The organism is Marivita sp. (assembly GCF_965656765.1).
In the GTDB taxonomy this organism is placed as follows: Bacteria; Pseudomonadota; Alphaproteobacteria; order Rhodobacterales; family Rhodobacteraceae; genus Marivita.
In genome coordinates this window covers 1-11,636 of record NZ_CBFHLV010000034.1, presented here as the reverse complement: position 1 = coordinate 11,636, position 11,636 = coordinate 1, and the positions used below count along the sequence as shown (strand labels likewise).

Sequence of the window (11,636 nt, the reverse complement as noted above, 5' to 3'; positions counted from 1 at the left end):
GAAAAGGAACTTAAAATGGAACTGAAAGACGAGATCAGGATCAACGCGCCTAAGGACTTGGTTTATGCCGCGCTGAATGATCCGGACATTCTGCGCCAGTGCATCCCCGGGTGTGAAGAACCGATTAAACATTCCGATACCGATTTCGAAGCGAAAGTCGTGCTTAAGGTTGGGCCAGTGAAAGCAAAATTCAGCGGGGCAGTCGTTCTGGATACCGCCGGGGCGCCTGATGCGTTTTCCTTGACTGGGCAGGGTAATGGCGGTGCAGCGGGCCATGCCAAAGGCGGGGCCGATGTCACGCTGGAAGAGTCAGATTTGGGCACCATCCTGCGCTATGACGCAAAGGCCGAAATTGGTGGCAAGCTTGCTCAATTGGGGTCGCGGTTGATCCAGAGCACGGCCAAGAAACTGGCAGCCAGCTTTTTCAAGAAGTTCGCGGAGGTTGTTGAAACCGTTGACGCCTGAGCTGACGTGAAGGAGGTATTGAGCGATGGCCTAAAACAGCCAACGTCATGCGGCATCGATTTTCATAGATGCCAAAAGGTGATGGAACTTCTCACCTTGGACAGCAACATGGGCTCGCAGCGCTTCGGCGGCACTATGACCGTTGCCTGCCTCAAGCGCCGCAACGATTGCCTCGTGCTCTGTCATTGATTGGTGCAGACGGCCGCGAAGACGTAACTGCATTCGTCGGAAAGGGTGCAGTCGCTTGTGGAGCCTTTGGCATTCATTTTCGAGGAAACTGTTGCCGGATTGATGGTAAAGGATCGCGTGAAAGCGTTCATTCTCGCGGAAATAGACGTCAGCCTCGCGTGCTGAAACCGCTTGATTGCAGCGTTCGTTTGTTGCGTGCAATTCGGCAAGGGCCTCGTCCGTGATCCGACTGGCCGCAAGGCGGGCGCACGCCGCCTCAAGCTCGGCCATGACCTCGAACATCTCCATTAGCTCAACTGGTCCGGGCTGACGGACAAACACACCGCGGCGTGGAATTTGTTCGACAAGACCAGACATTGCAAGGCGCTGAAATGCTTCACGCAATGGGGTGCGCGACACGTCAAATCGTTGCGCAAGCTGTTGTTCATCAAGGCGATCTCCGTTCGCAAACGTACCGTCCAAAATGAGCGATTCCAGCGTATCTGCGATGAGATCTGAGCGTTTCCGTTCCATAGTTTTTGTATACACAAGAATGCTGTAATGAACAATAAATAAGTTCTTGTATACAAGAAGGTTGACCGAGCCCCAACTTGCTGCGACACTCTGTACACCAAACGGCGCTGTTGGTGCCGTGAAAGGGAGGAAAAAACATGAAATTTACTGCACTCGCTGCGGCAGCAGCGCTGTCCGTTTTTGCATTCGGCGCCCAGGCGCAACAGGAATTGCGCGTATCACATCAATGGTCCGAAGGTGACGTGCGTCACAAGGTGGCTCAGATCGTTGCTGATGAGGTCGCGGCAGCAAACGTTGGTCTGGACATCACGATTTTCCCAAGCCAGTCGCTTTTCAAGGCGCGCGAGCAGTACAAACCGCTTGCCCGTGGTCAGGTCGACATGATCGTGTTGCCGCTGTCATACGCGGGTGGTTTGCGCAACGCGTATAACCTGACGCTGATGCCAGGTCTGGTTAAGAACCATGATCACGCGGCGCGCCTAAACGAGAGCCCATTCATGGAAGAGATCGAGGCCATCATGGCCGAAGACGACATCATGGTCCTCGTCCATGGGTATCTGGCTGGTGGTTTTGTCGGTAAGGAAAAATGCATCACTGCTCCCGACGATGTGCAAGGTCTGCAAACACGCGCGGCTGGTAAAGCATTTGAACAGATGCTTGCGGGCGCAGGTGCTTCGATCGCATCAATGTCATCTGCCGAGATCTACAACGCGATGCAAACAGGCGTTCTGGATGCTGCGAACACATCGTCGTCTTCCTTTGTCAGCTACCGCATCTACGAGCAGGTTGCCTGCTTCACCCCGGCTGGCGACTATGCACTTTGGTTTATGTATCAGCCGATGCTGATGAATAAATCCGTCTTTGACGCTCTGAGCGAAGAACAGCAGACGGCCCTCATGGCCGCAGCCGCCAAGGCTGAAGCGTTCTATCTTGAAGAAGCAAAGAAAGAAGACGGAGCAGCACGTGAAACCTTTGCCAAGAACGGTGTCGAAATCGCCGAGATGACAGCCGAAGAATTCGACGCTTGGCGTGCTATCGCCCAAGAAACAGCTTACAAAGCTTTCCTTGAGGGCTCGCCTGAAGGCCAAAAGCTGCTCGATCTTGCGCTCGCTGTCGAGTGATCAACAAAGGCCGGATGCCATTGTGGTGTCCGGCTATCTCAAACCATTCCAATACAAAGAGGCCGTCATGTCCGGCGCGTCACATTCTCATGTCACCGCTCCACACGGTGGCAACCTGCTTTTGCGTGTTATCGGTATGCTGAGTCAGCTTTCCGGTATCATAGCCGCCCTGCTGATCGTCGTGTCTGTCATGGTCACTTGTCAGATGATCTTTATTCGGTTTGTCCTGAACGGATCGACTGTCTGGCAAACCGAAGGTGTCACATACATGATGGTGGCAGCGACAATGCTGGGTTTGCCGTATGTTCAGTATCTGCGCGGTCACGTGAACGTTGATCTTCTGCCGCTGATGCTCCCAATGGGTGCGCGTAAGATTTTGGCCTTTTTGGTGTTGGCTTTGACGCTGGTTGTTGCAGGCGGAATGCTTTGGCACGGATACCTGTTTTGGCACGAAGCTTGGGATTGGGGCGAAACCTCGAACACGCCTTGGAACCCGAAACTCTGGGTGCCGTATATCGCACTGCCTTTGGGGTTTGGGCTGTATGCGCTGCAACTCGCCGCTGATTTCTTGGCAATGGTTCTCAAGATCGAAGAGCCGTTTGGTCTGGGCGCAGATGCGACCCTGGCTGATATCGCAGAAAGGGCAGACTGATGGATCCGCTTACACTTGGCTCTATTGTCGCAATCGTCACGATTGGGGTGCTGTTTTCTGGTATTTCGGTTGCCGCCGGTCTTCTGGTGGTTTCCGCCGGTTTTTTGATTGTCTTTGATGGCATGTCCGCGCTGAGCCTGATGCCCGAGATCTTCTTTGGCAAACTCAACAACTTTGCGCTTTTGTCGATTCCTATGTTCATCATCATGGGTGCTGCCATCGCCTCAACGCGCGCGGGCGCTGACTTGTACGAAGCGTTGGAACGCTGGCTTACCCGGGTTCCTGGCGGTTTGGTCGTGTCGAACCTAGGAGCCTGCGCGCTTTTCTCGGCCATGTCCGGATCAAGCCCTGCGACCTGTGCTGCTATCGGAAAGATGGGCATTCCTGAGATGCGCAAGCGCGGCTATCCGGACTCAGTTGCCGCCGGGTCCATCGCCGCGGGTGGCACGCTTGGTATTTTGATCCCGCCATCGGTCACCATGATTGTGTACGGCATCGCCACGGAAACCTCGATTGGTCGTCTGTTTCTGGCCGGTGTGATCCCAGGTCTCTTATTAGTTGCGTTGTTCATGCTGTGGTCGCTGTATTCGACTTGGAAATCGGGCGACGCAAATGTTCTGCGTGCAACCGAATATACGTGGCGTGAGCGGTTCGAGATTTTGCCACGTGTCCTTCCGTTTATCGCGATCATTCTTGGCGTGCTCTACTCCATGTATGGCGGTATCGCGACGCCCTCTGAGACCGCAGCTGTAGGTGCCCTTCTGTGCATGGTCATTGCGATGGTGATCTACAAGCTTTGGAGCCCATTCAAGATTTGGGAAGTGCTCCGGGACAGCACCAAAGAGTCGGTAATGATCTTGTTTATCATCGGCGCGGCTGGCGTGTTCAGCTATATGCTGTCCTCGCTCTTTATAACCCAGTCGATTGCCGAATGGATTGGGTCGCTGGACGTGAACCGCTGGGTTCTCATGGGAATGATAAACCTTTTCCTGTTGGTCGCCGGATTCTTCTTGCCTCCGGTCGCAGTCATCCTGATGGCCGCTCCCATCCTGCTGCCGATCATCACCGTCGCCGGGTTTGACCCGATCTGGTTTGCCGTTGTCCTGACGATCAACATGGAGATTGGTCTGATTTCACCGCCGGTGGGACTCAATCTCTATGTCATCAACGGTATCGCGCCCGATATCAAACTCAAGACGATCCTTGTCGGGTCTCTACCTTATGTCGGCTGCATGGTGGTCGCGATCATCCTGCTGTGCCTGTTTCCGGGTTTGGCGCTGTGGTTGCCCGACTTAGTTATGGGACCGGAGTTATGACCATTCTGGCGGACCTGCTGTCAACGGTGTTCGAGCGGCGGTATGATCGTCTGGGTCGCCGCAAGATTACCGACGACCGCCCGTTTGAGGCGATGACCATGGATCTGATGGGTGCTACCGGCGAAGTGTCGGGAGTGACCGTCGCACAGAACATCCTAGATCGTTTCGCCGCTGCAAGTGACGAGGAAAAGCTTGGGTTCTTCCGGCACCTGGCCGAGGACATGACAATCAAACCGTCTGCGGTGCGCAGCGCCTTGGACGCGTATGAACAAGGCCAGACAAAGACCAGCTATCGAAGTTTCATGGTAGCTGCAGAACCACCACGCCAAGAACTGATCCGACGCCTGAACCAAGTTCCCGGTGCGACCAAGTCATTGGTTGCTATGCGCGCCGACCTTCTAAGGCTAGGTCGGGGCACGGCGTCTCTCGAAGCGCTCGATATTGATTTCAGGCATCTCTTTGCCAGTTGGTTCAACCGTGGTTTTCTTGTCCTGCGCCCGATCAATTGGGAAAGCCCGGCGCATATCCTGGAAAAGATCATCGCCTACGAAGCGGTACACGCCATCGACAGCTGGGATGATCTACGTCGTCGCCTTCAACCCGCTGACAGACGGTGCTTTGCGTTTTTTCACCCCGCCATGCCGGATGAACCGTTGATCTTCGTTGAAGTCGCATTGACGAACGGCGTGCCAACTTCGGTGCAGACGCTCTTGCTTGAAGGTCGTGATGCGCTTGCGGCGGACGATGCAGACACGGCGACGTTCTATTCAATCTCGAACTGCCAGGCGGGACTAGCCAGCATCTCGTTCGGCAATTCATTGATCAAACAGGTCGCAGCCGATCTGTCGGCAGAGCTAGGTGGGTTGAAAACCTTTGTCACATTGTCCCCGATCCCGGGATTTTCCAAATGGCTCGACGGCGTAACTGAAGCCAGCGACGTATCTGATCCAGACCGTCTCAAGGCATTTGCGGTCAGCTATTTGACCAAAGCCAAACGCCCAGACGGGCTTCCGCTTGATCCGGTCGCCCGGTTTCATCTTGGCAACGGTGCCGAGGTCTACCGTTTACACACCGATGCAGACGTCTCGGATAAGGGAATGCGACAGTCGCATGGCGTTATGGTGAACTACCTGTACGATCTTGAACGCGTGTCCAGAAACCACGAACGGTTTGCAGCGTCCTACGAGGTTGCTATGTCGTCTGAAATTCGCACGCTCAGCAGCGCCGCAGAAAAGTTCAGCGCTTAGGAGGCATCCATGGCAAACCCACTCTACGACACTTTGTTCGGGACCCACGATGGCAATGAGGCGACGTTCCTGCACATGCAAGACGGAACCAGCTGGAGCTATGACGCCTTTCTGCGCAAAGTTGCCCAATTTGCGCATGCGATTACAGCGGAAGGTCTTGTGCCGGGTGATCGCTTGGCGGCGCAGATCGAAAAATCTCCAGAAGCGTTGGCGCTTTACGGCGCTTGTGCGCAGGCCGGCGTCGTCTTTCTTCCTTTGAACACAGGCTACACGGTCGATGAACTGACTTATTTCATCGAAAACAGTGGGGCCAAGCTTGTTCTCTGCGACGTCGCCAAAAAGAAGGAGCTGACATCTGTTGCAGAAAGCTATGGCGCGCGGATTGCCACCTTGAACAGCGACGGAAGCGGCACTCTGAGTGATAATGCTCAGACTATGCCCGACCGGTTCGAGACGGTGTCCTGCGATCAGGATGATCTTGCTGCGTTTCTATATACCTCAGGCACGACAGGGCGGTCCAAGGGGGCAATGCTAAGTCAGGGCAACCTGCTGTCGAATGCGCAGACACTGTTGGAGTACTGGCAGTTTACGTCGAAGGACGTATTGCTGCATGCCTTGCCAATTTTCCACACACACGGGCTTTTCGTGGCCACAAATGTGATCCTTGCGGCCGGTGGGTCGATGGTCTTTCTGCCCAAGTTCGATCTGGATGTCATGATCGACCGTTTGCCATCAGCGACGACTTTGATGGGAGTGCCCACCTTTTACACGCGGTTGCTCAGTGATGATCGATTTACCAAAGAACTGACTTCGCACATGCGTCTTTTCGTGTCAGGCAGCGCCCCTTTGCTGGCAGAAACGCACACCGCATTCGAAGCGCGAACGGGGCACCGAATTCTTGAACGCTACGGCATGACCGAGACCAACATGAACACGTCCAATCCCTATGATGGCGAACGTCGTGCCGGAACGGTTGGCTTCCCTTTGCCCGGCGTCGAGTTGAAAATCACCGATCCCGCCACCGGCAACGCCTTGCCACAGGGGGATATCGGCCAGATCGAAGTGCGCGGCCCGAACGTGTTCAAGGGTTACTGGCAGATGCCGGAAAAAACTGCTGAAGAATTGCGGTCGGATGGATTCTTTATTACCGGGGATCTGGGCCAAATTGACCCTGATGGCTATGTCCAGGTCGTTGGGCGTGACAAGGACCTGATCATTTCAGGTGGGTACAATATTTACCCCAAAGAAATCGAACTTGTGCTTGATGATCAACCGGGTGTCTTGGAAAGCGCCGTCATTGGGGTGCCTCATCCTGATTTTGGCGAAACTGTTTTGGCTCTGATTGTACCTGAGAAAAACGCGGCACCCGATCTTGATGCTATCGCTGCCCGAGCCGCCAAATCGTTGGCGCGGTTTAAGCATCCAAGGAAACTACTGATCATCGATAGCCTGCCAAGAAACACTATGGGCAAGGTGCAGAAAAACGTCTTGCGCCAGACTTACAAGGACATGTTCGAACCTGCGTCTGGCTAAGTCTACAGTCTCAGCATTTGGGGAACAGATTTATAATGAAGCGGTCTGGTTCTGAAGTCCGGGTTTTCAGACGCTTATCTAGGTCGCGCATCGCCGCTGGTTTCAAAAAAGTCGAATGGGGCGCTGTTCTTCGATGGCCTCCATTGAGAAATAGGACGTGACCGTTTCAAGTTCGACCCCTTCAATCAGACGTTTATACACGCGGTCATAGCCAGCCATGTCCTTGGTCGCGATCTTGAGCAAATAGTCGTATTCACCGCCGACGCGGAAGAAGTCGATGACTTCGGGGATAGCAGACACGTGGCTCCGAAAATGCTTGAGCCAATCTGCCGAATGGTGTCGCGTTTTGACCATCACGAATACAATCAGGCCAACGCCAAGCTGGGCGCGGTCTAGCACAACTGTGCGGTTGCGGATCACGCCGCTGGCCTCCAGTGCCTTGAGGCGCCGCCAACATGCATTTTGCGACAATCCCACCCTTTCGCTGAGCGCGCGTTGCGACTGAGCCGAGTCGCGCTGCAACTCAGCAAGAATTTTGTAATCAATGTGATCCAGTTTTATGGTCATTATTCGATCATATGATCGAATAATCTGAGGTAAAGTGCATAAATTTGGTGAAATTTCTTTTGAATAGCGTGTCAGTGTTGACAGTGCAGGCGAGCTTTGGAGGCAACATGCAACCCCTTGAGGATTTTAGGCATTCCTTGCGCCGCGATGATGTTGCCGCTTGGGTCCGGTCCGGATTGATCGGCGACGGGATCAAGATTGACGGGCCGTTCGGACCGAAACCTTTGGTGTATGCGGATTACGTTGCCTCTGGTCGTGCGCTTGACCAGGTCGAGGATTTCATCCGCTACAAGGTGCTGCCGTACTATGCCAACAGTCACACGCAAGCCTCGTATTGCGGATCGTATGTAACCCGACTGCGAGAGGCGGCACGCAGCGAAGTCGCGCGGATGACGGGTGTCGGGGCTGGTGAAAGCGTGGTGTTTACAGGGTCGGGATCGACGGCGGCCATAAACAGGATCGTCGCCTTGCTGGATATTGCCCGGCTTGTCGCACAGGGTCGTCGGATCAGTGTTCTGGTTGGTCCGTACGAGCATCACTCCAATCTGCTGCCATGGCGTGAAAGCGGCGGGACTGTGATTGAGATACCAGAGGGCGCTTCTGGCGGTCCTTGCATCGACGCATTGTCGCGCGCTTTGGATGAAGCAGCGGGTGCGGATTTGGTTGTTGGTACGTTTTCGGCGGCGTCGAACGTGACCGGTATCGTGACGGATATTGACGCCATAACGCGCCTGTTGAAGTCACGCGGTGCATTGGCCGTATGGGACTACGGATGCGGCGCGCCTTACATGGCCATGGATATGAAATCAGGAACGGACGCTGCCAAAGACGCAATCGTGTTTTCACCGCACAAGTTTCCGGGTGGCCCCGGTGCGAGTGGTGTCATGATTGTGCGGAACGCGGTTGTTTCTCGATGTACGCCGTCGCTGCCGGGCGGTGGCACGGTCAGTTTTGTATCGCCGTGGGGTCATACCTATTCCGACCGGATCGAGGCACGCGAAGAGGCTGGGACACCAAACGTCATCGGGGATATTCGCGTAGCATTGGCGATGCTGGTCAAGGAAGCGTTGGGGCAAGATTGGCTGGATGCGCGGCAAAATCATTTGCGGCAGCGTGCAGAGGCGGTATGGTCACGCAATCCAAGGCTGCAAATGCTCGGCTTGGCACAGCCAAACGCTCTACCGATCTTTTCCTTCCGCGTGCGTGACGGGGAGGGTGGCTATGTCCACCAGCAGTTCTTCACCCGGCTTCTTAGCGACGCAGCAGGTGTTCAAGCGCGCGGAGGGTGCGCGTGCGCGGGGTCTTACGCGCATCGTTTGCTTCATCTTGACCAAACACAGTCGGAGAGCCTTAAACGTGCCATTTCCGAAGGCTGCGAACTTGAAAAACCCGGTTGGGTGAGGCTCAATTTGTCAGCGTTGATGACGAACGAAAAGGCGGATTACGTGATTCAATCGGTCGATGCGCTTGCGTTCTCTGCATCGGACTATCAGTCTGGTTATCGTGCGGACCCCGCTACAGCGCGGTTCTTTCCAGTGGATCTGACGCAGGAGACACTTGCTTCGTGAACAGCCCGTTGGCCAATCCGAACTTCCGGTGGCTCTTCAGCGCGCAAATCTGCTCGCTTGTAGGGATCGGCCTTTTGACAGTTGCCCTTTCTCTGGCCGCGTTTCGGATCGGAGGGGCTGAGTCTGCGGGTCAAGTGCTTGGCCTTTTGCTTGCATTGAAGATGGTCGCTTATGTTGGCCTCGCGCCATTGGCCGAAAGCCTGTTGGCCGGGATTTCGCGCAAGGTGGCCTTAGTGTCGTTAGACGTCGGTCGGATGCTGCTTTTGCTACCAATGGCGTTCGCCAACAACATCTGGCAGATCGCTGGTTTGTCGTTTATGTTCTTCGCCTTATCCGCTGGTTTCACACCGCTTTATCAATCCGTCATCCCTGATGTGGTTCCCGAGGAAGACACTTATGCCCGCGCATTGTCATGGTCGCGGATCGCTTACACATTGGAAGCAGTGCTGAGTCCGGTGATCGCGGGCGCGCTACTGACAGTCCTTGCCGGAGACTCACTATTTCTTGTGGCGGCGTTGGCGTTTACCGGATCAATTGGCGCGATCCTGTTTGCGCAGATACCATCGCAGAGCGTCGAAACGAAGAAAAAGCCGTTTTGGCAGCGCGTGTCGAAGGGGGTGTCAATATATATCCGGACGCCCCGGCTCAGAGGGCTGTTCCTTCTCAACTTTGCTTTGTCACTTGCGATGGCTTGGGTGCTTGTGAACAGCGTCGTTTACGCCGGTGCGCGGCTTGGGTCGTCCGAGACGTATCTCCCAGTGCTTATGGGCTTTTATGGATTGGGCGCGGCCATCGGTGCAGTCGTCGTGCCGCGATTGGTCAAGTGGGTGCAAGAGCGCCGTGTCATGAGCAGTGGCACCTTTCTGTTTGCCATTGTCGGCGCAGTTTTTGCAGGGCTGCCCAACCCACCGCTTCCAATGCTCGCATCAGTGTGGGTCGGGTTTGGTCTTGCCTCATCACTAGTGCTGACGCCGGGCGGCTTGGTCATCACACGGTCCGCCCAGAAACAGGACCGCGCAGCTGTGTTTGCCGCCCAGTTCTCGTTAAGTCATGCAGGATGGCTTGTGGCCTATCCGCTTGCTGGCTGGATGGCGACTTGGGTGTCGCTTGAGATGGCGATGCTCATCCTGTCTCTGGCCTGTGCAACCGTGACGTTGTTCGCGCTTCGAGTCTGGCCAGCGAATGATCCGCTTGAACGCGCGCACACGCATCCCGAATTATCTGAAGATCATCCGCATCTGCGTGAAACAAACACGACAGGGCCGAACCACCGGCATGTTCACCCTTATCGTATTGATGATCTGCATCCGCACTGGTCCAATGGGGCTGTCTGATGCTGAATCGAAACTCGAGACTACGGGATAGACCTGATGCCTTTGCATGAAATTCCGCAATTTGACGAGCTCGGTCTTCCGGGCCTTGAAGCGCAAGTAAAGGCGGACCTCGACTGCCTGCTTTATCCCGGCAAAAGCTGGGTGCCGCCGCGTGATGGGGTGACGGACGTTGTCATAATCGGCGGTGGCATGTGCGGCACGTTGGCATGGTTTTCCCTCAGGACCGGAGGCATGCACAATGTCCGAGTGCTCGACCGCGCACCAGAAGGTCGGGAAGGCCCGTGGCTGACCTATGCCCGAATGGAGACACTGCGCTCGCCCAAGACATTGACCGGTCCGGCCTTCGGCCATGGAGCGCTGACGTTTCAGGCTTGGTATCGCGCGCAGTTCGGAGCGGAACAATGGGATGCGCTCGACAAAATCCCGCGTCCGATGTGGATGGAGTATCTGCAATGGTATCGCGATACGCTGGGCGTGCCTGTGGAAAACAACGTGTCCGTGGATCATGTCGAACCCGAGGGCGACCTGTTGCGGCTCACCGTGACGGGTGCCGAGACGGACACCATCCTTTGCCGCAAGCTGGTCTTTGCGACAGGGCGCGATGGGACGGGTGGGCCCAATATCCCATGCTTCGTCAAGGGACTACCGTGTTCTCTTTGGGCGCACAGCGCAGACGATATCGACTTTTCCGCACTCAAGGACAAGCGCGTGGCGGTGATCGGTGTCGGCGCGTCAGCGGTCGACAATGCAGCCGAGGCGCTGGAGCACGGCGCGCGTGAGGTCCGGCACCTTGTGCGGCGCGCGGAAATGCCGACGATCAACAAAATGATGGGCATCGGAAGCTTTGGCTTCACCGCAGGCTATGCGTCGCTTCCTGATGACTGGCGCTGGCGGTTCATGCAGTATTCCTTTTCCACACAAACACCGCCCCCGCACGGGTCAACACTACGGGTCAGCCGCCATGAGAACGCACATTTCCACTTTGGCAAGGAAACCGTTCGTATCGAACAAAGAGGCCCAGGTGCAGATATATTCTTTGCAGACGGGACGTCTTACTACGCCGATTTTGTGATCCTTGGCACGGGATTTGTCATCGACCCGATGGCCCGAACAGAATTCGGCGACACAGCG

Annotated in this window: 11 protein-coding genes; 9 read left to right on the top strand and 2 right to left on the bottom strand. The window is 55.5% G+C overall.

Annotated elements, in window-relative coordinates; genetic code table 11:
* The first annotated feature begins 15 nt into the window (after nucleotides 1-15).
* Nucleotides 16-465, top strand: coding sequence for a CoxG family protein (locus ACTG4M_RS10595; RefSeq protein WP_439123625.1), 450 nt, complete (start codon nucleotides 16-18; stop codon nucleotides 463-465).
* Nucleotides 466-510: 45 nt separating this feature from the next.
* On the opposite strand, the gene ACTG4M_RS10590 is transcribed toward ACTG4M_RS10595, so the two are convergent.
* On the bottom strand, nucleotides 511-1,167 hold the full coding sequence (locus tag ACTG4M_RS10590) for a GntR family transcriptional regulator (protein ID WP_439123624.1): 657 nt from the start codon (nucleotides 1,165-1,167) through the stop codon (nucleotides 511-513).
* Between the two features lie 137 nt (nucleotides 1,168-1,304).
* On the opposite strand from ACTG4M_RS10590, the gene dctP reads away from it, so the two are divergent.
* From dctP to ACTG4M_RS10565, 5 genes are all read left to right on the top strand, one after another.
* Nucleotides 1,305-2,288, top strand: coding sequence for a TRAP transporter substrate-binding protein DctP (gene dctP / locus ACTG4M_RS10585; RefSeq protein WP_439123623.1), 984 nt, complete (start codon nucleotides 1,305-1,307; stop codon nucleotides 2,286-2,288).
* A gap of 67 nt (nucleotides 2,289-2,355) precedes the next feature.
* The gene (locus ACTG4M_RS10580; protein WP_439123645.1) at nucleotides 2,356-2,940 is read left to right on the top strand and encodes a TRAP transporter small permease subunit; all 585 of its coding nucleotides are present in this window, start codon (nucleotides 2,356-2,358) and stop codon (nucleotides 2,938-2,940) included.
* A complete protein-coding gene (locus ACTG4M_RS10575; protein ID WP_439123622.1) occupies nucleotides 2,940-4,256 on the top strand; it encodes a TRAP transporter large permease in 1,317 nt (438 codons plus the stop codon). Before ACTG4M_RS10580 ends, ACTG4M_RS10575 begins: the two co-directional genes overlap by 1 nt.
* Nucleotides 4,253-5,503, top strand: a complete 1,251-nt coding sequence (locus ACTG4M_RS10570) for a malonyl-CoA decarboxylase (RefSeq protein WP_439123621.1) — start codon at nucleotides 4,253-4,255, stop codon at nucleotides 5,501-5,503. The genes ACTG4M_RS10575 and ACTG4M_RS10570 overlap by 4 nt, the downstream gene beginning before the upstream one ends.
* A 9-nt stretch (nucleotides 5,504-5,512) precedes the next feature.
* A complete protein-coding gene (locus ACTG4M_RS10565; protein WP_439123620.1) occupies nucleotides 5,513-7,036 on the top strand; it encodes a malonate--CoA ligase in 1,524 nt (507 codons plus the stop codon).
* 102 nt (nucleotides 7,037-7,138) lie between these two features.
* Here the strand turns inward: ACTG4M_RS10565 and ACTG4M_RS10560 are convergent, their stop codons facing one another.
* Nucleotides 7,139-7,603 (bottom strand): Lrp/AsnC family transcriptional regulator, encoded by a 465-nt coding sequence (locus tag ACTG4M_RS10560; protein WP_439123619.1) that lies wholly within the window; start codon nucleotides 7,601-7,603, stop codon nucleotides 7,139-7,141.
* A 107-nt stretch (nucleotides 7,604-7,710) separates the two neighbouring features.
* On the opposite strand from ACTG4M_RS10560, the gene ACTG4M_RS10555 reads away from it, so the two are divergent.
* The 3 genes from ACTG4M_RS10555 to ACTG4M_RS10545 all read left to right on the top strand — a co-directional run.
* A complete protein-coding gene (locus ACTG4M_RS10555; RefSeq protein WP_439123618.1) occupies nucleotides 7,711-9,171 on the top strand; it encodes an aminotransferase class V-fold PLP-dependent enzyme in 1,461 nt (486 codons plus the stop codon).
* Nucleotides 9,168-10,505, top strand: a complete 1,338-nt coding sequence (locus tag ACTG4M_RS10550; protein WP_439123617.1) for an MFS transporter — start codon at nucleotides 9,168-9,170, stop codon at nucleotides 10,503-10,505. The genes ACTG4M_RS10555 and ACTG4M_RS10550 overlap by 4 nt, the downstream gene beginning before the upstream one ends.
* 36 nt (nucleotides 10,506-10,541) lie before the next feature.
* Nucleotides 10,542-11,636 (top strand): NAD(P)-binding domain-containing protein (locus tag ACTG4M_RS10545; protein ID WP_439123616.1); only part of this gene is annotated, 1,095 nt, incomplete at its 3' end.

Coding starts and splice junctions, on each gene's coding strand:
- ACTG4M_RS10575 (WP_439123622.1), top strand. CDS start 2,940: ATGGATCCGCTTACACTTGGCTCTATTGTCGCAATCGTCACGATTGGG.
- ACTG4M_RS10555 (WP_439123618.1), top strand. CDS start 7,711: ATGCAACCCCTTGAGGATTTTAGGCATTCCTTGCGCCGCGATGATGTT.
- ACTG4M_RS10560 (WP_439123619.1), bottom strand. CDS start 7,603: ATGACCATAAAACTGGATCACATTGATTACAAAATTCTTGCTGAGTTG.
- ACTG4M_RS10580 (WP_439123645.1), top strand. CDS start 2,356: ATGTCCGGCGCGTCACATTCTCATGTCACCGCTCCACACGGTGGCAAC.
- ACTG4M_RS10565 (WP_439123620.1), top strand. CDS start 5,513: ATGGCAAACCCACTCTACGACACTTTGTTCGGGACCCACGATGGCAAT.
- ACTG4M_RS10590 (WP_439123624.1), bottom strand. CDS start 1,167: ATGGAACGGAAACGCTCAGATCTCATCGCAGATACGCTGGAATCGCTC.
- ACTG4M_RS10570 (WP_439123621.1), top strand. CDS start 4,253: ATGACCATTCTGGCGGACCTGCTGTCAACGGTGTTCGAGCGGCGGTAT.
- ACTG4M_RS10595 (WP_439123625.1), top strand. CDS start 16: ATGGAACTGAAAGACGAGATCAGGATCAACGCGCCTAAGGACTTGGTT.
- dctP (WP_439123623.1), top strand. CDS start 1,305: ATGAAATTTACTGCACTCGCTGCGGCAGCAGCGCTGTCCGTTTTTGCA.